The 20,200-nt window shown below is 64.5% G+C and carries 15 protein-coding genes; 13 read left to right on the plus strand and 2 right to left on the minus strand.

The window, feature by feature from the left end; genetic code table 11:
- Positions 1-30: 30 nt before the first annotated feature.
- From KHO49_RS01765 to KHO49_RS01825, 13 genes are all read left to right on the plus strand, one after another.
- Positions 31-2,187: a type I secretion system permease/ATPase gene (locus KHO49_RS01765; RefSeq protein ID WP_102882663.1), complete on the plus strand. Its 2,157-nt coding sequence runs from the start codon at positions 31-33 to the stop codon at positions 2,185-2,187.
- Positions 2,177-3,544 carry an HlyD family type I secretion periplasmic adaptor subunit gene (locus KHO49_RS01770; RefSeq protein ID WP_102862544.1) on the plus strand — a complete coding sequence of 456 codons (1,368 nt, stop codon included), beginning with the start codon at positions 2,177-2,179 and terminating at the stop codon, positions 3,542-3,544. Before KHO49_RS01765 ends, KHO49_RS01770 begins: the two co-directional genes overlap by 11 nt.
- 326 nt (positions 3,545-3,870) lie before the next feature.
- Entirely contained in the window at positions 3,871-4,758 is an 888-nt protein-coding gene (locus KHO49_RS01775; protein WP_213664521.1) for a TauD/TfdA dioxygenase family protein, read from the plus strand.
- Positions 4,759-4,784: 26 nt separating this feature from the next.
- On the plus strand, positions 4,785-5,822 hold the full coding sequence (locus tag KHO49_RS01780; protein ID WP_249735453.1) for an ABC transporter substrate-binding protein: 1,038 nt from the start codon (positions 4,785-4,787) through the stop codon (positions 5,820-5,822).
- A gap of 5 nt (positions 5,823-5,827) precedes the next feature.
- Entirely contained in the window at positions 5,828-6,688 is an 861-nt protein-coding gene (locus KHO49_RS01785) for an ABC transporter ATP-binding protein (protein WP_213664522.1), read from the plus strand.
- Positions 6,689-6,721: 33 nt separating this feature from the next.
- Positions 6,722-7,588 (plus strand): ABC transporter permease, encoded by an 867-nt coding sequence (locus tag KHO49_RS01790; RefSeq protein ID WP_060836922.1) that lies wholly within the window; start codon positions 6,722-6,724, stop codon positions 7,586-7,588.
- 215 nt (positions 7,589-7,803) lie between these two features.
- On the plus strand, positions 7,804-8,730 hold the full coding sequence (locus KHO49_RS01795; protein ID WP_110651274.1) for a LysR family transcriptional regulator: 927 nt from the start codon (positions 7,804-7,806) through the stop codon (positions 8,728-8,730).
- Between the two features lie 176 nt (positions 8,731-8,906).
- Complete coding sequence (locus tag KHO49_RS01800; protein ID WP_110651272.1) at positions 8,907-10,451, plus strand: MFS transporter; 1,545 nt, start codon at positions 8,907-8,909, stop codon at positions 10,449-10,451.
- 14 nt (positions 10,452-10,465) lie between these two features.
- Positions 10,466-11,536 carry an HlyD family secretion protein gene (locus KHO49_RS01805; RefSeq protein WP_110651270.1) on the plus strand — a complete coding sequence of 357 codons (1,071 nt, stop codon included), beginning with the start codon at positions 10,466-10,468 and terminating at the stop codon, positions 11,534-11,536.
- Positions 11,533-13,029 (plus strand): efflux transporter outer membrane subunit, encoded by a 1,497-nt coding sequence (locus tag KHO49_RS01810; protein WP_249735455.1) that lies wholly within the window; start codon positions 11,533-11,535, stop codon positions 13,027-13,029. Before KHO49_RS01805 ends, KHO49_RS01810 begins: the two co-directional genes overlap by 4 nt.
- Before the next feature lie 70 nt (positions 13,030-13,099).
- Complete coding sequence (locus KHO49_RS01815) at positions 13,100-13,609, plus strand: sigma-70 family RNA polymerase sigma factor (protein ID WP_102882666.1); 510 nt, start codon at positions 13,100-13,102, stop codon at positions 13,607-13,609.
- Entirely contained in the window at positions 13,606-14,559 is a 954-nt protein-coding gene (locus tag KHO49_RS01820) for a FecR domain-containing protein (protein WP_110597170.1), read from the plus strand. Before KHO49_RS01815 ends, KHO49_RS01820 begins: the two co-directional genes overlap by 4 nt.
- Before the next feature lie 97 nt (positions 14,560-14,656).
- A complete protein-coding gene (locus KHO49_RS01825; protein WP_213664523.1) occupies positions 14,657-17,122 on the plus strand; it encodes a TonB-dependent siderophore receptor in 2,466 nt (821 codons plus the stop codon).
- A gap of 94 nt (positions 17,123-17,216) precedes the next feature.
- Here KHO49_RS01825 and KHO49_RS01830 read toward each other — a convergent pair whose 3' ends face one another.
- Both KHO49_RS01830 and KHO49_RS01835 read right to left on the minus strand, forming a co-directional pair.
- Positions 17,217-17,966, minus strand: a complete 750-nt coding sequence (locus KHO49_RS01830) for a DUF3142 domain-containing protein (RefSeq protein WP_110597168.1) — start codon at positions 17,964-17,966, stop codon at positions 17,217-17,219.
- Positions 17,936-20,134, minus strand: a complete 2,199-nt coding sequence (locus KHO49_RS01835) for a PA5441 family protein (RefSeq protein ID WP_213664524.1) — start codon at positions 20,132-20,134, stop codon at positions 17,936-17,938. Before KHO49_RS01835 ends, KHO49_RS01830 begins: the two co-directional genes overlap by 31 nt.
- Positions 20,135-20,200: the final 66 nt, after the last annotated feature.

The raw sequence follows: 20,200 nt of genomic DNA on the forward strand, positions 1-20,200 counted from the left end.
TCATCCTATTGCCAGCCAAGAGTGTCCAGCGTGGAACCAGAAGTCAGTCGTGTGCAACTCAGTCATGATCCGCGCGGCATGCATGACGACCCCTTGCTGGATGGGCTGCTGACCCTTTGCTTCCTGCATCAGAAGCCCGCCAGTGCGGCCATGCTGACCACGGGGCTGCCATTGCCGTCACAGCGCTTGAGCGCCGAGCTGCTGCCCCGTGCGGCGGCCCGGGCCGGGCTGCAGGGGCGCGTTTTGCGTCGCAAGCTCGAGCAGATTCCGACCATCGCGATGCCCGCCCTGCTATTGCTCAAGGACGGCCGCAGCGCCGTGCTTCTGGGCTGGCAGGGTGAGGACCAGGCACGGCTGCTGCTCAGCGAAAGCGACGGCGGTGAAGTCTGCGTCAATCGCCAGCTACTGGCCGACGACTACAGCGGCCAGGTGTTCTTTGCCCAGCCCCAGCACAAGTTCGACGTCAATCACGGATCGCTGATTCCCCGGGCCCGCTCCTGGTTCCGCGACACCCTCAAGCGTTCGCGCTGGTTGTATGCCGACGCCATCGCCGCGAGCCTGCTGATCAACATCATCGCCATGGCCGCGCCGCTGTTCGTGATGAATGTCTACGACCGGGTAGTCCCCAACCAGACCACCTCGACCCTGTGGGTGCTGTCCATTGGCATCATGGGCGCCTACATTTTCGACCTGATCCTCAAGAGTCTGCGCAGCCTGTGCCTGGACCTGGCGGGGAAAAAGACCGACCTGATCATTTCCGCCACGCTGTTCGAGCGCATCGTCGGCATGGCCATGAAGTACCGCCCGGCTCGGGTCGGCAGCTTCGCCCAGAACATCCATGAGTTTCAGAGCCTGCGGGATTTTCTCGCGTCCCTGACCCTCACCAGCCTCATTGACCTGCCGTTCACCCTGCTGATTTTCCTGGTGATCGCCATCTTGGGCGGGCACCTGGTGTGGATTCCGGTGCTGGCGTTCCCCATCGCCCTGGGTATCGGCTACGCCTTGCAGAAGCCCCTGGTGGCGACCATGGAGAAAACCATGGCCCTGGGTGCCGAGCGTCAGTCGAGCCTGATCGAAACCCTGGCCGGGCTGGACGCGGTCAAGGTCAACAACGCCGAAAGCGAGCGTCAGTATCAATGGGAGCAGACCATTGGCACCCTCAGCCGCCTGGAACTGCGGGTGAAGATGCTCTCCAGCCTGGCGATGAACATCACCTTGCTGATCCAGCAACTGGCCGGGGTGATCATGATCATCTTCGGCGTGTACCAGATCATCGACGGCAACCTCAGCATGGGCGGGCTGATCGCTTGCTACATGCTCAGCGGCCGGGCCCTGAGCCCGCTGGCTTCGCTGTCCGGCTTGCTGACCCGCTACCAGCAGGCCCGCGTCACCATGACCTCGGTGGACCAGATGATGGAGCTGCCCCAGGAGCGCAATTTCGACGAGCGTCCCCTGAGCCGCAGCGTGCTGCAGGGCGCCATCGAATGCCGGCTGTTGAATTTCACCTACCCGGGGCAGCAGAACCCGGCGCTGAAGAACATCAATCTGGTGATCAAGCCAGGCGAGAAGGTCGGCATCATCGGCCGCAGCGGCTCGGGCAAAAGCTCCCTGGCCAAGCTGCTGGTAGGGCTTTACCAGCCCGATTCCGGTGCCTTGCTGGTGGACGGCGTGGACATCCGCCAGATCGATGTCAGCGAGTTGCGCCATAACATTGGCTACGTGCCTCAGGACATCCAGTTGCTGGCCGGCACCCTGCGGGACAACCTGACCTCCGGTGCCCGCTACGTTGAAGACGAGCTGGTGCTGCAAGCCGCCGAACTGGCGGGGGTTCACGAATTTGCCCGGCTGCACCCGCAAGGCTATGAATTGCAGGTGGGCGAGCGTGGACAGAACCTGTCCGGTGGCCAGCGTCAGAACGTCGCCCTGGCCCGTGCCCTGTTGCTCAACCCGCAGATCCTGTTGCTCGACGAGCCCACCAGCGCCATGGACAACACCGGTGAAGAACGCCTGAAGCAGCGCCTGGAGTCAGTGGTGCAGAACAAGACCGTGGTCCTGGTTACTCACCGGGCGTCGCTGTTGTCGCTGGTGGATCGGTTGTTGGTGGTGGACCGTGGACAGATCCTGGCCGATGGCCCGAAAGCGGTGGTGATGGAAGCGTTGAAGAAGGGGCAGATCAGTGTTGCTTAAGTCGGGATTCAAGGACTCGATCCGCCGCTATTTCAAAGGCACCGATTCTCTTCAGGGGCAGCCGCTGCCTGAGGTCAACAAGGCCCTGATCGAAGATGCGCCTCGGGTCATTCGCCTGACCATCTGGGGCATCATCGCGTTCTTCCTGTTCCTGGTGCTGTGGGCCAACTTCGCGGTCATCGACGAAGTGACCAAGGGCGAGGGCAAGGCCATTCCGTCGTCCAAGGTGCAGAAGATCCAGAACCTGGAAGGCGGCATTGTCTCCGAGTTGTACGTCAAGGAAGGCCAGGTGGTGGAGGCCGGAGCGCCGCTGATCCGCCTGGATGACACGCGCTTCCAGTCCAACGTCGGTGAGACCGAGACTGTGCGCCTGTCCATGTTGCTGCGGGTCGAGCGCCTGAGCGCCGAGGTCGATGACCGGGCGCTGAATTTCCCCGAGGACGTGCTCAAGGAAGTCCCCGGCCAGGCCGCCAGCGAAAAGTCCCTCTATGAAAGTCGTCGCCAGCAACTGCATGACGAAATCGGCGGCCTCCAGGAACAGCTGATCCAGAAGCAACAGGAGCTGCGCGAGTTCACCTCCAAGCAGGCTCAGTACCGTCAGCAGCTGGGCTTGCAACGCCAGGAAATTGCCATGTCCGAGCCTTTGGTGGCCCAAGGCGCGGTATCACCGGTGGAAGTGCTGCGGCTCAAGCGTGCCGAAGTGGAAACCCGCGGCCAGCTGGACGCCACCACCCTGGCGATTCCCCGTGCCGAATCGGCGATCAAGGAAGTGCAGCGCAAGATCGATGAAACCCGCGGCAAGTTCCGCAGCGAGGCCCTGACCCAGCTCAACGAGGCGCGCACCGAACTGAACAAGGCCAGCGCCACCGGCAAGGCCCTGGAGGACCGGGTCAGCCGGACCCTGGTCACCTCGCCGGTGCGCGGTATCGTCAAGCAACTGATGGTCAACACCATCGGTGGCGTGATCCAGCCGGGCAGCGACATGGTGGAGATCGTGCCCCTGGACGACACCCTGTTGGTGGAAGCCAAGATCCGTCCCCAGGACATCGCGTTCCTGCACCCGGGGCAGGAAGCGATCGTCAAGTTCAGCGCCTATGACTACACCATCTACGGCGGCCTCAAGGCCCGCCTGGAGCAGATCGGTGCCGACACCATCACCGACGAAGACAAGAAAACCACCTATTACATGATCAAGCTGCGCACCGACCGCAGCCACCTGGGCACCGATGAAAAACCGCTGCTGATCATCCCTGGGATGGTCGCCTCGGTGGACATCATCACCGGCAAGAAGAGCATCCTCAGCTACCTGCTCAAGCCGATCATCCGCGCCCGCGCTGAAGCCCTGCACGAGCGCTGATCCGTGAAAAAAACGACCTTGCCAGCCTTGTAGGGGCTGGCTGCCAGCCAAGGGGCCCGTGAGAGCGCCTTCGCCGGCAAGCCGGCTCCTACAGTTCGTCTCATCGAGCCGTCGACAGCGCAGAGGCCCCAGGTATCGCGCCGCTCGAATCAATATATCGTTATTCGCTAACGGTATTTAAATTCACTTTCTTATATCTATAAAGTCGACTCCCTGCGTACCTGCCGACCAATCGGCGCGCCGCACGAAATGAACCCACACGGGATCTCCGTGAGTTTCTGATCGACGCGCGCGCCCTGGGCGCGCCTGCGCGGGAGTTTTAAGTCATGTCTGCATCAGCCAGTGCCGCGCCTATCGCTGCACAAGCCTTCGAAATCCGTCCCTTCAGCGGCGCCGTGGGCGCCGAGATTATCGGCCTGGACCTGTCCCGGCCGGTCAATGACCAGGACTTCGCCCGCATCCACCGCGTCCATCTGGATCACCACGTGGTGGTGTTTCGCGACCAGCGCATCAGCCCCCAACAACAGATCGCCTTCAGCCGCCGCTTCGGCGTGCTGCAGATCCATGTGCTCAAGCAGTTCCTGCTGTCCGGGCACCCGGAAATCCTCATCGTTTCCAACATCATCGAGAACGGCCAGTCCATTGGCCTGGGGGATGCCGGCAAGTTCTGGCACTCGGACCTGTCCTACAAGGAACTGCCGAGCCTGGGCTCGATGCTGCACGCCCAGGAATTGCCGGCCGAAGGTGGCGACACCCTGTTCGCCGACATGCACAAAGCCTGGGACACCCTGCCCGAGGCCCTGCGCAAGGCGGTGCAGGGCCGCAGCGCCGCCCACTCCTACACGGCGCGCTACAGCGAGACCAAGTTCGAGGGCAACTGGCGCCCGACCCTGACCCCGGAGCAACTGGCCCAGGTCGCCGAGGTGGTGCACCCCATCGTCCGCACCCACCCGGAAAGCGGCCGCAAGGCGCTGTTCGTCAGTGAAGGTTTCACCACCCGCATCGTCGGCCTGCCGGAAGACGAAAGCGCCCAATTGCTGGCCGAGCTGTACGCCCACAGCGTGCTGCCGGAAAACATCTACCGCCATCAATGGCAGCCCCACGATCTGGTGTTCTGGGACAACCGCTCGCTGATCCACCTGGCCGCCGGTTGCCCGAGCCATCTGCGCCGCAAGCTGTATCGCACCACCATCCAGGGCGACGCCCCTTACTGATCGCCAGGCACGGCAGGAGAATCATCATGTCCTTATCCATTCCCTTCATTCCCCGCCTCGGCAAACTGGCCACGGCCATCGGCCTGGGTTTCAGTCTGCTGGCCGGCAGCCTGGTCGCCCCTACGGCGGCCCATGCCGAAGGCGAGATCCGCATCGCCGAACAGTTCGGCATCGTCTATTTGCTGCTCAACGTAGTGCGTGACCAGAACCTGATCGAAAAGCACGGCAAGCAAGAGGGCATCGACATCAAGGTCGACTGGACCCAGCTGTCCGGCGGCGCAGCGGTCAACGACGCGTTGCTGTCGGGCTCCATCGACATTGCCGGAGCCGGCGTCGGCCCGCTGTTGACCATCTGGGACCGCACCCACGGCCGGCAGAACGTCAAGGCCGTGGCGTCCCTGGGCAACTTCCCCTACTACCTGGTGAGCAACAATCCCCAGGTCAAGACCATCGCCGACTTCACCGAGAAGGACCGCATCGCGGTGCCGGCGGTGGGCGTCTCGGTGCAGTCGCGCTTCCTGCAATACGCCGCGGCCAAGCAATGGGGCGACCAGGAATTCAATCGCCTGGATAAGTACACCATCGCCGTGCCGCACCCGGACGCCACCGCCGCGCTGATTGCCGGCGGCACCGAGCTGACCGGGCACTTCTCCAACCCGCCGTTCCAGGATCAGGCCCTGGAGAACCCCAATGTCCACGTGGTGCTCAACACCTACGACCTGCTGGGCCCGAACTCGCCAACGGTGCTGTTCGCCACTGAAAAATTCCGCAACGACAACCCCAAGACCTACAAGGCCTTCGTCGAAGCCCTGGCTGAAGCTGCCGAGTTCGCCCAGAACGACAAGGGCGCGGCCGCCGACACTTACATCCGTGTGACCAAGGCCAAGATCGACCGCGCTGCGCTGCTGAAGATCATCGACAACCCGCAGTTCGAATTCAGCGTGACGCCGAAAAACACCTACCCGCTGGCGGAGTTCCTGCACCGGGTCGGCGCCATCAAGAACAAGCCGCAGTCGTGGAAGGACTACTTCTTCCAGGACGCCAAACCGCTGCAAGGGAGCTGATGGCCATGAACGCCCCCTTGCCAGGCCACACGGCCAGCAACCTCACCGCCATCGCCGAGACGCTGTTGGCGGTGGATCAAGTCAGCCTGGAATACCGCACCCCGCAGCGCGTGGTGCGGGCCACCCACCGGGTGAGTTTCGAGGTTGATCCAGCCGATCGTTTTGTCCTGCTGGGGCCTTCGGGCTGCGGCAAGTCGACCCTGCTCAAGGCGGTGGCCGGGTTCATCCAGCCTTGCGAGGGCGAGATTCGCCTGCAGGGGCGGCGAGTCAGTCAGCCTGGGCCGGATCGCATCGTGGTGTTCCAGGAGTTCGACCAGCTGCCGCCCTGGAAAACCGTGAAGCAGAACGTGATGTTTCCCCTGCTGGCGTCGAAAGCCCTCGGCCGCCGCGAGGCCGAAGAGCGCGCCCTGCACTATCTGGCCAAGGTCGGCCTGGCGGCTTTCGCCGATGCCTATCCACACACCTTGTCCGGTGGCATGAAGGCTCGGGTGGCGATTGCCCGGGCCTTGGCCATGCAGCCGAAGATCCTGCTGATGGACGAGCCCTTCGCGGCCCTCGACGCACTGACCCGGCGCAAGATGCAGGAGGAGTTGCTGCTGCTCTGGGAGGAAGTGCGCTTCACCTTGCTGTTCGTCACTCACTCCATCGAGGAGGCGCTGGTGGTGGGCAATCGCATCCTTTTGCTGTCGCCGCATCCGGGGCGGGTGCGGGCGGAAGTCCACAGCCACCAGTACGACCTGCAAAGCCTGGGCGGCGTGGCTTTCCAGCAGACGGCGCAGCGTATTCATCGCTTGCTGTTCGATGAAGGCCAGGGGCCTGACACCGAAACCGAGCTGGATTTCGCCGATATCCGTATCGCCTATTGAGCCGTCAGGCCACCGTTGAACGAGGAACGCCCGATGAGCCAGTCATCCCCCGTGCGCGAAGAATACGAAGTTGTCCTGCAACCCTTGCTGCAAGTCCCGCTGGAACGAGAGCTGCCCCTGGGCCAGCGACTCTGGCAACAGGGCTGGCTGCGCAAGGGCCTGATCCTGATCCTTTTGGCGCTGCTGTGGGAAGCCGTGGCCCGCTACCAGAACAATGACCTGCTGCTGCCCAGCTTTGTGCAGACCGCCAGCGCTCTTTACCAGGGCCTGCTCAGCGGCGAATTGCTGGGCAAGGTGGGCATTTCCCTGGTGGTGCTGCTCAAGGGCTACCTGATCGGTATCGTCCTGGCGTTCGCCCTGACCACCCTGGCGGTCTCGACCCAGTTTGGCCGTGACCTGCTGAGTACCTTGACCTCGATGTTCAACCCGTTGCCGGCCATTGCCCTGCTGCCCCTGGCGCTGCTGTGGTTCGGCCTGGGACAGAACAGCCTGATTTTCGTGCTGGTGCATTCGGTGCTCTGGGCCCTGGCCCTGAACACTTACGCCGGGTTTCTCGGCGTCTCGGAAACCCTGCGCATGGCCGGGCGCAACTACGGCCTCAAGGGCCTGCGCCTGGTGCTGTTCATCCTGATCCCGGCGGCGCTGCCGTCGATCCTGGCCGGGCTGAAGATCGGCTGGGCCTTCGCCTGGCGCACCCTGATCGCTGCTGAGTTGGTGTTTGGCGCTACCAGCGGCAAGGGCGGCCTGGGCTGGTACATCTTCCAGAACCGCAACGAGCTGTACACCGACAAGGTCTTTGCCGGGCTGGCGGTGGTGATCCTCATCGGCCTGTTGGTGGAGAACCTGATCTTCGACACCCTGGAGCGCATCACGGTGAAACGTTGGGGCATGCAACGCTGAGCTACCTCGTCCGCCAGACCCCTCGACTGTAGGAGCTGGCTTGCCAGCGAAGGCGTCCTCAGGGCGATGCAAGGTTTGAAGGCCCATTCGCCGGCAAGCCGGCTGCTACGCGGGCAGTGGGTTCGTGGGTAAGGATTGATCTCTCTCATTTTCCTCGGCGCCAAGCCTGCTAGCATTGCGTCTGGATCATCCCTGATCAGTCATGAGTGCTCAGCATGCAACTCCCGGATATGAACCTTCTGGTCGCCCTCGATGCCCTGCTGGACGAGGGCAGCGTAGTCGGCGCCGCACGACGCATGAACCTCAGCCCAGCGGCGATGAGCCGGACCCTGACGCGGATTCGCGAAGCCCTGGGCGACCCGGTGCTGGTGCGTGCCGGGCGTGGCCTGGTGCCCACCCCCAAGGCCCTGGAGCTGCGCAGCCAGGTGCGTGATCTGGTGGAGCAGGCGGCGCTGCTGTTTCGCTCGGCGGACCAGGTCGACCTGTTGTCGTTGCGGCGGCGCTTCAATGTACGCGCCAACGACTTTTTCGTCGGTGTCTATGGCGGTCGCCTCATCGACACCCTGGAGCGTCAGGCGCCTTTGTGCGAGCTGCGCTTCGTGCCGGAAGGCGATGGCGATGACGAGGCCCTGCGGGAGGGGCGCATCGACCTGCGGATCAGCAACACCCGGCCCCTGACCCCGGAAGTGAAGGTGCAGAACCTGTTCACCACGGCCTTTGTCGGCCTGGTGCGTGAAGGCCATCCATTGTTGGACGAAGACATCACCGCCGAGCGTTTTGCCGCGTTTCCCCATATCAGCATGTCGCGTCGAGGCATTGCCCGTGGGCCGATCGATACGGCGCTGGCGGAGCTGGGCCTGGAGCGTCGAGTGCCGCTGATTGCCCCGGGCTTTCACGCCGCCATGTTCATGCTGCCGGATTCGGACCTGATCCTGCCGGTACCCCAGGAAACATTGCTCAGCGTCTCGCGCCTGGGCCTGCGTCTGCGCTCCTTTGTCCTGCCGATTTCCCTGCCGACCCTGGTCCTGACCCAGGCCTGGCACCCGCGCTACGACAAGGACCCGGCGCACAAATGGTTCCGCGAAACCCTGCGCAGCTCCTGCCAGGCCACCTGGCAAGAAGCCCAGCCGGCCTCTTCGTAGGAGCCGGCTTGCCGGCGAAAGCGGTCTTGATGGCCCCTTCGCTGGCAAGCCAGTTCCTACGGTCAATAGGGTTAATTGTTGCGTTTGGTGCACTTATAAAGTGTCGATAAGTCAGTTTTCGTCAGTGCTGGCTGTTCATAAACTGCTCTGGTTTTCTTGTCTGGAGCAGTATTTCCATGAGTTCTCTCGCTGTCGCTGCGCCCGCTTCGGTTGAAGCCGCCAGCAAGCCGGCAGCCATTGCCCCACCGGTCTTCGGACCGCGAATCATCATCGGCCTGGTGGGTGTGCTGCTGGTGGTGCTGGTTTCCGGTCTCAACGACATGGTGACCAAGATCGCCCTGGCGGATATCCGCGGCGCGTTGTTCATCGGATTCGACGAAGGCACCTGGCTGGTGGCGTGCTACTCCGCCACCTCGGTGGCGGCCATGGCTTTCGCGCCCTGGTGCTCGGTGACCTTTTCCCTGCGGCGTTTCACCCTCTGCGCCATTGCGCTGTTCACCCTGCTGGCGGTGCTGTGCCCCTTCGCCCCCAACTACCAGAGCCTGTTGCTGCTGCGCACTCTGCAAGGCCTGGCCGGAGGCGCGCTGCCGCCGATGCTGATGACCGTGGCCCTGCGCTTCCTGCCGGCCAACGTCAAGCTCTACGGCTTGGCCGGCTATGCCCTGACCGCCACCTTCGGCCCCAGCCTGGGCACGCCCCTGGCGGCACTGTGGACCGAGTACGTGGGCTGGCGCTGGGCCTTCTGGCAGGTGGTGGCGCCCTGTCTGCTGGCCATGGCGGCGGTGGCTTACGGCCTGCCTCAGGACCCGTTGCGTCTGGAGCGTTGCAAGCAGTTCAACTGGCGTGGGCTGCTGTTGGGCTTCCCGGCGATCTGCATGCTGGTGATCGGCATCCTTCAGGGCAATCGCCTGGACTGGTTCGAGTCGCCGCTGATCAGTGTGCTGCTGGTCGGCGGGCTGGTGTTGCTGGTGCTGTTCATGATCAACGAATGGTCGCAGCCGATTCCCTTCTTCAAGCTGCAGATGCTCGGCATCCGCAACCTGTCCTTCGCCCTGCTGACCCTGGCCGGGGTGCTGGTGGTATTGACCGCAGTGATCATCATCCCGTCGGCCTACCTGGCTCAGGTCCAGGGCTATCGACCGTTGCAGACCGCACCGGTGATGCTGGTGATGGCCTTGCCGCAACTGCTGGCTCTGCCCCTGGTGGCGGCCCTGTGCAACCTGCGCTGGGTCGACTGCCGCTGGGTGCTGGGGATCGGCCTGGGCATGCTGGTGCTGTCTTGCCTGGGGGGCACGCACCTGACCTCGGCCTGGATTCGTGACGATTTCTATGGGCTGCAACTGCTGCAGATCTTCGGCCAGCCGATGGCGGTGCTGCCGTTGTTGATGCTGTCCACCGGCAGCATCACGCCGGTGGAGGGGCCCTTCGCTTCGGCCTGGTTCAACACCGTGAAAGGCCTGGCGGCGGTGATCGCCACCGGGGTGCTGGATGTGCTCACCACCCACCGTTTGCATTTCCACTCGACGATGCTGGTGGACAGCCTGGGCAATTCGCCCCTGGTGGACGACCGGGTGCCCGGGCTGGCCCAGCGCCTGCACCAGCAAGCCTTGGTGCTGACCTCCGCCGATCTGTATTTCTGCATGGCAGGGGTGGCCGCTGCGCTGATCCTGCTGATTTTCTGGCTGCCGACGCGGATCTATCCACCGCGGGCGCCCACTTGAACGAGAAGGTTTTTATGACGATCCAGAGCAAAGACAAAATCGCCGTCGCCGTGGCGACGGTAGCGGCCCTTGGCGTACTGGCCTACCTGGTGATGCCGGGCCTGTTCGGCCGCTCCAGCGAGCAGAGCACCAACGATGCTTTCATCGCCGCCGACTACACCCTGGTGGCGCCGCGGGTGGCCGGGTTCATCAAGGAAGTGCTGGTGGAGGACAACCAGCAGGTCAAGGCCGGGCAACTGCTGGCGCTGATCGATGACCGTGACCTGCGGGCCGCGGCCCAGGCGGCGGATGCCGAAACCCTGGTGGCCCAGGCCCAGTTGCAGAACGCCCGGGCCACCCTGGACCGGCAGAGTTCGGTGATTGCCCAGGCCCAGGCGGCCTTGAGCGCGGCCCAGGCCGAGCGTGCCTTTGCCGAGCATGAGCTGAACCGCTACAACCACCTGGCCGGGGTCGGCGCCGGTACGGTGCAGAACGCCCAGCAAGCCAGGACCCGCATCGACCAGGCCAGTGCCCGCGTGGCCACCGCCACCGCGGCCCTGGCGGCGGAACGCAAGCAGGTGGAAATCCTCACCGCCCAGCGCGACGCCGCCGAAGGCAGCCTGAAGCGGGCCCAGGCAGCCCTGGAAATGGCCAGCTACGAGCTGTCCTACACGCGCATCGTCGCCCCGGTGGACGGCATGGTCGGCGAGCGCGCGGTACGGGTTGGCGCCTATGTCACTCCCGGCAGCAAGATCCTCGCCGTGGTGCCCTTGCAGCAGGCCTATGTGCTGGCCAACTTCCAGGAAACCCAGCTCACCGCCATGCACGCCGGGCAGGCGGTCGAAGTCCGGGTCGACAGCCTGGGCGGCGAAACCCTGCATGGCCGCGTCGAGAGTCTGGCCCCGGCCACCGGCGTGACCTTCGCCGCAGTCAAGCCGGACAACGCCACCGGCAACTTCACCAAGGTGGTGCAGCGCATTCCGGTGAAGATTCTCCTGGACCCCAACCAGCCCATGGCCGAGCGCCTGCGGGTCGGCATGTCGGTGGAAGCCAGCGTGGACACCCACAGCTCCACCACCCGTGCCCGCGAGGTGACCCAGCGATGAGTATCGAGCGGCAGATCCAAGAGAGTTCGTTGCCAAGGCACCTTTCGTGGCGCCCTGCATTGCTGGTGCTGAGCCTGCTGGCGTTGGGGGCCTGCAGCGTCGGTCCGGATTTCCAGCGGCCCCAGGCGACTCAGGTCCAGGCCTGGTCGGCCCCTGTACAGGCCGCCGCCAGCCAGGCGGTGGACAGTGCCATGCAGGAGCGCTGGTGGGAGGTGTTCAACGATCCACAACTGTCGGCCCTGAGTCGCTGCGCCCTGAGCGACAACCTCGACTTGCAACTGGCCAGCAGTCGCTTGCAGCAGAGCCGGGCGGCGCGCCAGGTGATCACCGCCGAGCGCTACCCGAGCACGGCGGCCAATGGCGGCTACGGGCGCAAGCGCAACAGTGGCGAAGGCTTGAGCGACCCCTCGGGGAACAACGGCAAGTCAGCCTTCAATCTCTGGGAAGCGGGTTTTTCCGCCGCCTGGGAGCTGGATTTGTGGGGCCGGGTCCGGCGCGAGACCGAGGCCGCCGACGCGACCCTGGAAGTGGCGGAGAACGACCGGCGCGGGGTGCTGCTGTCGGTGCTGGCGGAGGTCGCTCAGGACTACATCCAACTGCGTGGCGTGCAGAGCACCCGAGCCGTTACCGAGCAGAACCTCGAGGTTGCCCGGCGCAGTCTGAAACTCTCGCAACTGCGGCTGGCCGATGGCGTGGCCACTGACCTGGATGTGGCCGAAGCGGCGGCCCAGGTCGCGACCATCGAGGCCCGGCTGCCGGAGTTGCAGCAGCGTCAGGCGCAGTTGATCAACGCCCTGAGCCTGCTGCTGGGCGAGCCGCCCCAGGCCCTGCACCAGGTGTTGGCCAGTGACGCGCCGGTGCCCCAACCCCCGAGCCAAGTGGCCATCGGCCTGCCGTCGCAGTTGGCCGAACGCCGCCCCGATATCCGCCAGGCCGAGGCACGGCTGCATGCCGCGACGGCCAGCATCGGCGTGGCCAAGGGGGATTTCTATCCGCGCATTACCTTGTCCGGCAACTTCGGTTCCCAGGCCCTGCAATTGGCAGATTTTGGTTCCTGGAGCTCCCGCCAGTTCGGCATCGGCCCGCAGTTCAGCCTGCCGCTGTTCGACGGGGGTCGTTTGCGCGGCATGCTCCAGTTGCGCGAGGCCCAGCAGCAGGAAGCGGCCCTGGCCTATCAGCAGACCGTGCTGCGGGCCTGGCACGAAATCGACGACCAGTTGACCCGCTACAACGCCAGCCAGCTGCGCCGCGACAGCCTGGCCGAAGCGGTGCGGCAAAATCAGATCGCCTTGCGTACCGCGCAGCAGCAATACGTCGAAGGAGTGGTGGATTTCGTCAACGTCCTGACCGTGCAGGGCGCCTTGCTGGCCACCCAGGAGCAACTGGTGGAAAGCTCAGCGGGGGTGTCCCTGTCCATGGTCGGTTTGTACAAGGCGCTGGGGGGAGGCTGGGAGTCGGTGTATCCGCTGCACGCCGCCAGTCAGGGGCACTGAAAGCCTTTTTGCCTGGATTGAGAAAAAAGTGTAATGATAATTGCTCTCAATCATGTGTGCAGTTTCATTCATGGAAGCAACCACTGACGGTAACGCCCAGCTCCATCGTCTGTATCGAGATCATCACGGTTGGCTGCAGAGCTGGTTGCGCAAGCGCCTGGGCGATCGCGAGCATGCGGCGGACGTGGCGCAGGACACTTTCCTGCGCCTGTTGCTGTCGGGGCGCTTTCCCGGGCACCAGGAAAGCCGCAGTTACCTGGCGCAGATCGCGCGCAATCTGGTGATCGACCAGTGGCGCCGGTTGCGCATCGAGCGCGCCTACCTGGAAAGCATCGCCCACCTGCCGGAACCCCAGACGCCTTCCCTGGAAAGCCGCGCACTGATCCTCGAAACCCTGATGCAGATCGACGCCATGCTCGATCGCATGCCGGACAAGGTGCGCCAGGCCTTTGTCATGTCGCAGTTCGAAGGGCTGGGTTATGCCCAGATTGCCGAGCGCCTGGAGGTTTCCGTCAGCTCGGTGCAGAAGTACATGATCCGTGCGATCCAGGCTTGCTATCAGGTGCTTTACGAAGAATGAAGGCGCATCAGGCACCCATTGCTCCCGCCATCGTCGAGCAGGCCAGTGAATGGCTGATGCTGCATTGGGGTGGTGAGCTCGATGCGCAGCAGCGCGAGGCGTTCGTGGCCTGGCAACAGGCCGACTCCGAACACCAGCGGGCCTGGCAGCGCTTGCAGCAACTGCAACAAACCCTGGGCGGGGTGCCGGAGCACAGTGCCCATGTGCTGCTGGCGCAGGCCCCGGACCCGCAACGACGTGCGGCGCTGAAACTGTTGGGCTTGCTGTTGGTGGCCGGGGGCAGCGGTTACCTGGTCCAGGACAGTCAGCCTTGGCGGGCGGCCTTTGCCGGGCAGCGTACGGCCACCGGAGAAATTCGCCACCTGACCCTGAGCGACGGCAGTCGCCTGGACCTCAACAGCGCCAGCGCCGTCGACCTGCTGTTCAGTGCCAGTGAGCGGCGCATCCGTCTGATCCAGGGCGAGCTCCTGCTCACCAGCGGGCATGATGCCTCGCGGCCGCTGATCGTCGAAACCGCCGCCGGAGATATCCAGGCCCTGGGCACGCGCTTTGCCGTGCGCGAGCTGGACGGCGGCACCCGGGTCGATCTCTACGAAGGTGCGCTGCGGGTCAGTCCCCGGCATGCCCCGGCCCTGCAACTCAAGGCCGGCGAGCGCCTGTGGTTCAGCGCCGGGCGGGTTTCGGCGCGGCAAGTGGCCGAGGTCAATGCCAGCAGCTGGAGCCAGGGCCGGCTGATTGCCGAACGCCAGCCCCTGGGGCAGTTCGTCACCGAGCTGGCGCGCTATCGCCCGGGGTTGTTGCGTTGTGACGAGCAGGTGGCCGGCCTGTTGCTCACCGGAGTCTTCCCCCTGGCGGACAGCGATGCGGTTCTCGCGGCCCTGGAACGTTCGTTGCCGGTGCGGGCGCACGCGGTGACCCGCTACTGGGTGACCCTCAAGCCGCGGGACTGATTGCAAATAATTCTTCTGCGCGATTGTCGATTCTGCCGAGCTGTCCGGGATACCCCATGAAAGCCGATCAAGACGCATTCTCATGGGGAGTTCAGGAATGCCTTACCAGACCACAGCATCCATTTTGACCCTGGGCACCGCTGCCCGCCGCCGCGCCTTTGTCGCGCTGCTGGCCATGGCCCCGGTGTTGCCGGGCCTGGCCCAGGCCGACAGCGGCAGCCAGAGCCAGGCGCGGGACTACCAGATTGCCGCCGGCAATCTCGACCAGGTCCTGAATCGTTTCGCCAGTGCCGCGGGGATTCTCCTGTCGGTGGATGCGAGCATGACGGCCGGCAAGCACAGTGCCGGTCTACAAGGGCGTTACGAGGTCGCACAGGGCCTGCAGACGTTGCTCGCTGGCAGTGGTTTGCAGGCGGTGCAGACCGGGGCCAGCTGGGGCCTGCAACCTTTGGCCGAGAACGGCGCGCTGCAGCTGGCGCCGACCCGGATCGGCGCCACGCAGATGACCGAGGATGCCTGGGGCGCGGTGCCGGGAATCGTCGCCAAGCGCAGCGCCACCGGGAGCAAGACCGACTCGGCGCTGGTGGAGATTCCGCAGACCATCAACGTGATCGGCGCCAAGGAAATCAAGGCCCGCGGCGCCCAAAGCGTGACCGAAGCGCTGCTCTATACCCCGGGCATGACCGGCGGTGGCTTTTCCGACCGGGTGAAGATTTTCGACGAACCCACCTCCCGCGGTTTTTCCCCGACGCCGATGTACCTCGATGGCCTGCATTTGCCCTACGGCGGCGGCAGTACCGGCGGTGCCCTGCAGATCGAGCCCTATGCCCTGGAGCGCATCGAAGTGCTCAAGGGCCCGGCCTCGGTGCTCTACGGGCAGAACCAGCCGGGCGGCATCGTCAACATGGTCAGCAAGCGGCCCACCGAAACCCCCTTGCATCAGCTGGTACTGGAAGCCGGCAGCTATGACCACAAGAGCGTCGCCCTGGACCTGGGCGGCCCGCTGGATGAGCAGGGGCAGTTCCTCTATCGCCTGACCGGGCTGGCCAGCGACAGCCAGGACGCCGTCGATTACGTCCAGCGTCAGCGCCAGTTCATCGCCCCGAGCCTGACCTGGCGGCCCGATGACGACACCCAGCTGACGCTGTTCGCCCAGTATCAGAAGGACAATGACGTACCCGAGGCCCAGGGCCTGCCCAGCGTGGGCACGGTGTTCGCCAACCCCAATGGCAAGATCGACCGCGACCTGTTCCTCGGCGAGCCCGGGGTCAATGCCTACGACCGCGACCAGTTCGTCCTCGGCTACGAGTTCTCCCATCGCCTGAACGATGTCTGGACCCTGAAGCAGAACGCCCGCTACGCCGACGTCGATGACCGCTACCGCGCGCCGCTGCACGGCTACAAGTTCGTCAGCAATCCCAAGACCGGCCTCAACGACCAGCGCTACATGACCCGCTACGGGGTGGACTGGAAGCAGCACAACAAGGTTTACGGCGTGGATAGCATCGCCCAGGCCGAGTTCGACACCGGGCCCTTCAGCCATACCTTGGTGATGGGACTGGACTACTACCACTCCAACTCCAAGTTTCATGGCAAGTACGACTACAACCCGCCGATCCTCGACATGTTCACCCCCACTTACGGCCAGTCGCTGAATTTCGGCAATCCTTACCAGTGGGACAACACCATCATCCAGACCGGCCTGTATGTGCAGGACCAGATCAAGTACGAGAAGTGGGTGCTGGTGCTGGGCGGTCGCAACGACTGGGCGGAAACCGATAACAAGACGCCGCTCAACGGTGGTCATACCAACGCCAAGAGCCAGTCCTTCACCGGGCGCGGCGGGCTGGTGTACCTGTTCGACAATGGCCTGGCGCCCTTTGTCAGCTATTCGGAATCCTTCCTGCCCTTGAGTGGCACCAGCGTCGGGGGCAGCGCTTTCGAGCCGTCCAGCGGCAAGCAGTACGAAGTGGGGATGAAATACCAGCCGCCGGGCCAGGAGAGTTTCGTCCAGGTGTCGGCCTACCAGCTGGATCAGGAGAACATCCTGACCTCCGACCTGGCCAACCCCGGGTTCAGCATCCAGAGTGGCGCGGTGCGTTCCCGTGGCATCGAGCTGGAAGCCAAGGCCAGCCTCAGCGAATCGCTGGACGTGATTGCCTCGGCGTCACGCAACGACGTCAAGTACACCAAGGACAACGACGGGCGCGAAGGGCGTCACCCGGCCGGCATGCCGCCGCTGACCGCCTCGCTGTGGCTCAACTACACGATCCTTGGCGACACGCCGCTGGCGGGCCTGGGCGCAGGCGTCGGCACCCGCTACGTCAAGGGCAGCTATGGCACCGATTACGACGGCGCCTTCCAGATCCCGTCCTACACCGTGTACGACGCCAGCCTGAGCTACGACCTGGAAAAATCGCCGCTGCAATGGAAGGGCGTGAAGCTGGCGCTGAACGTGAAGAACCTCACCGACAAGACCTACGTCGCCAAGTGCACCAGCATCTGGGACTGCTACTACGGTGAGGGGCGGACCATGGTGTCGAGTTTGACCTATGACTGGTAAGGGTCCATCAGGCTGATGAGCTGGAGCGTTGTGCGCTTTTGGCTTTTGCCGGCGCAGGCTTGCCAGCAAAGGTGTCCGCCAGACCGCCTTGCTCTCAAGGATTCTGCAAAAACACCACATAGCCCCTGAACCAGGGGCTATCGCGCAGCGCCTGGGGCTCCTGCCAGTCACCGCCCTGGATCAGGCCAACCTTGTAGGGCAGGCCCATGCGGTCCAGGCGCGGCAGGTAGCTGGCGTAGTTGGGGATGCTGCGGCGGCCCTGGTAGGTCTGCACCACCACTTCGTCCACCACGCCCTTGAGCTGGCTGATGGCTTGCGGGTCGGCGTTGCTGCCCCAGTCCATCAGGCCGGTGATGCTCAGGCGGTAGTGCGCCGGCAGGCGCTGGCGCAGGTCGCGCAGGAAGCTCGCATAGCGTTCGAGGTCGCGGGTGCTGCTGTCGAAATCGATCTGGATGCCCATCACCGGCGTGCCCGTGGCTTGCCAGCGCTGCACCTGGCCAAGCAACTGGCGATACAGCGACTCCGGCCAGGCCAGGGTGTGGGCGCGGTAGACCACCCAGACCTGTTCCTGGGGCAGCTGCGACACCGGCAGGCCCTGGGCGATGAGCTCGACACCGCGTCCGGGATGGCGCCGCGAGCGACTGATCTGCCCCTGGAGGATGTACAGGGTCTTGGCCTGGGCCAGCACTGGCTGGGTCTTGACTCCGCTCCACAGCCAGAAGGCGTCGTATTGCGCCGCGTCTACGGTGGCGCCTGCTGGTGCTGCCCAGTACAGGCACAGTGACAGCAGGCAGCCGGCCAGGCGTTTTGGATTCACCAGTAGTAACGCAGCGACTGGCCCCATTGGGTGTCCCCCAACTTGCCCTTGAGCTGGCGGAACCAGGCCTTGCGCACGGCCGGCTCGACGCCGGCGCCGCCACAACGGTTGTTGCCGGAGGATGCGTAGCAGTAGATGGCCCGGTACAGGGCGTAGGCGCGTTCGTCACGGCTGGCCTTGGGGTTGTTGATTACCACTTGATAGCCGTCGAGTCGCGAGAACGGCTTGCCGGGGAAGGTGTCCTGGGTGCCGCCCAGGGACTGGGCGTTCGGTGGCGTGTCCAGGGGCATCTGATCGAAGTTGTTCAGGCGCATGAACTCGCCGAGGCAGAGCAGCCCGGCCGGCGCTTTCGGGTCACGCTCAAGGAGCGCGGCAGTCTCCACCAGGCTCGGGCAACGGTAGTCCGGCTGTTGCTCTTCAGGCTGGGGACCATTCCAGTGGAAGTTGCGCAGTGGAGGCGTATCGAGGTAGATGTAGCCCAGGCTGGCGCCAAGGCTATCGTCGGGCAGGCTGGGCGGCAGTTGCTCGTAGTCTTTGCCGAAGGCCGCGTACTGGCCGCGGGTCAGGTCCTTGTACAGCAGGATAAAGCGCGCGGCGTTGCGCTCCGCTGGTGAGTCGGCCTGTTGGGCCTGCTGGCGCAGCAGTTTGGGCGAGGCCACCTGGCGCAGGAGAATGGCGCGCACCTGGGCGGTCTTGATCGGCGAGTCGGCGGCGAACACCTTGGCCAGTTGCCCGCTGCGCTCGTAGGTGTAGGCCAGGGCCAGTTCCAGCTGTTCGCGTTGCAGCGGTTGCTGGGCCAGGGGCAGCAGTTGCAGCCACAGCGCCTCGGCGCCTTTCCAGTCCTGTTGGGCCTGCAGGGCCAGGCCGCGCAGGGTCTGCTGGCTGAAGCTCAGGTAGTCCAGTTGCGATGGCAGTTGGCTGGGCAATTGTTTGAGCGCCGCCGCCGGTTGCTGTTCGACATACAGGCTGAAAGCGGCCTGGAGGTAGTCGAACAGCGCCGGCTGGCTGGCGAACAGGGCCTTCTGCTGTTGCAGGGCGTCCCGGGTCAGAGGCGCCGATGGCGCGTCGCGCATGCGCATCAGGTCCTTGACCGCCAGCAGCAGCGGAGCCTCGAAGTTGTCTTCGGGCAGGCTCAGCAGTTTGTAGTCGACTTCTTCCACCAGGTCTTCCAGAGGCATGTTGCGCGGGGTGCCGGGAGCCTGGGTCAGTTGCTCGGCGTAGTCATCGGCCAGGGCCTGGGTGTCGCCCTTCAGCCAGTGCACACGGCGGATCAGGCCTTTGGCAGATACGGCGTAACGGCCCTGTGGATAAGTCTTCAGGTAGTCCTCGAAACCGGCGCCGGCCTGTTGCAGGACGGGTTTGTCCACATGCTCCAGATTGACCATGCTCCATTCATCGAAGGCGTTCTGCTGGGCCAGGTTGAGCAGGGTGCGCGGGCTCATGTAGGCCGCGCTTTCGGCCAGCCAGGGCTGGGGATTGTCCTTGAGCGCGGCAAAACCGTTGCCGGCTTCGCTGAAGCGGCCGCTGTAGAAGTCGGCGGCGGCCTGCAGGTAGCGGGCGAACGCCTTGGCCGCCGCCGAGTTCAGGTTGCCCGGCAGCAGCTTGCTCATTTCGCTGGCGTTCCAGTCGCAGCTGGCCAGCAGTTGCACCCGGGCCTCGGCCAGGGCCTGGCGTTCTTCCGGGCTCAGCTGCGCCTGGTTGAGCTGCTCGACAAACGCCAGGGCACTGGCGTCCGAGTTGCTGCGACAGCGGCTGCCTTCTCCGGAGAGAAAGCCGTCGCCGGCGGTTTTCTGGTTGGCGCGACGCAGGCCCACGGCCTGCAGCAGGCTGTCGAGCTGCTCGGTGGCGGGCGAGGGGCCGGGTTTGGGTGGGTTGCCAGTGGCGGGGTCGAGCTCGGGCTGCGCCGGGTGCAGGCGATAGTGCATGAAGGGCACGGGACCGTAGCCCATGCCTAGTTCATCCTGAATCAGGGGCCGGGGCGTCAGGGGCAGGCTGCCCTGGTCGGCCAGCAGCAGCCGCAGGTTGACCCGGCTGTCGTTGCCCGGGCTGAGAAAGGGCAGGTTGCTGCAACTGTCCAACTGGTTGGCATAGAGCTTCCAGGTCGGTGAGCAGATGTCGTCCGAGCTGGCCTGGGCCAGGGCGGCAAATAAGGTGCCCAGGGCCAGGGTCAATGATGGAAGAAGACCGATACGCATGAATTGTCCTTAATTCGCAAAGCCGCGAGGGAGCACCTTGAAGATGGGCGAATCATACAGAAGGCC

Source organism: Pseudomonas sp. RC4D1 (assembly GCF_018390395.1).
Taxonomy (GTDB): domain Bacteria; phylum Pseudomonadota; class Gammaproteobacteria; order Pseudomonadales; family Pseudomonadaceae; genus Aquipseudomonas; species Aquipseudomonas danubii.

Bases quoted from the DNA above. Each gene is read 5' to 3' on its own strand.
- KHO49_RS01815 (WP_102882666.1), top strand. From the start codon at position 13,100: ATGGAAGCAACCACTGACGGTAACGCCCAGCTCCATCGTCTGTATCGA.
- KHO49_RS01830 (WP_110597168.1), bottom strand. From the start codon at position 17,966: ATGGGGCCAGTCGCTGCGTTACTACTGGTGAATCCAAAACGCCTGGCC.
- KHO49_RS01810 (WP_249735455.1), top strand. From the start codon at position 11,533: ATGAGTATCGAGCGGCAGATCCAAGAGAGTTCGTTGCCAAGGCACCTT.
- KHO49_RS01825 (WP_213664523.1), top strand. From the start codon at position 14,657: ATGCCTTACCAGACCACAGCATCCATTTTGACCCTGGGCACCGCTGCC.
- KHO49_RS01775 (WP_213664521.1), top strand. From the start codon at position 3,871: ATGTCTGCATCAGCCAGTGCCGCGCCTATCGCTGCACAAGCCTTCGAA.
- KHO49_RS01805 (WP_110651270.1), top strand. From the start codon at position 10,466: ATGACGATCCAGAGCAAAGACAAAATCGCCGTCGCCGTGGCGACGGTA.
- KHO49_RS01785 (WP_213664522.1), top strand. From the start codon at position 5,828: ATGAACGCCCCCTTGCCAGGCCACACGGCCAGCAACCTCACCGCCATC.
- KHO49_RS01795 (WP_110651274.1), top strand. From the start codon at position 7,804: ATGCAACTCCCGGATATGAACCTTCTGGTCGCCCTCGATGCCCTGCTG.
- KHO49_RS01790 (WP_060836922.1), top strand. From the start codon at position 6,722: ATGAGCCAGTCATCCCCCGTGCGCGAAGAATACGAAGTTGTCCTGCAA.
- KHO49_RS01820 (WP_110597170.1), top strand. From the start codon at position 13,606: ATGAAGGCGCATCAGGCACCCATTGCTCCCGCCATCGTCGAGCAGGCC.
- KHO49_RS01780 (WP_249735453.1), top strand. From the start codon at position 4,785: ATGTCCTTATCCATTCCCTTCATTCCCCGCCTCGGCAAACTGGCCACG.
- KHO49_RS01835 (WP_213664524.1), bottom strand. From the start codon at position 20,134: ATGCGTATCGGTCTTCTTCCATCATTGACCCTGGCCCTGGGCACCTTA.
- KHO49_RS01800 (WP_110651272.1), top strand. From the start codon at position 8,907: ATGAGTTCTCTCGCTGTCGCTGCGCCCGCTTCGGTTGAAGCCGCCAGC.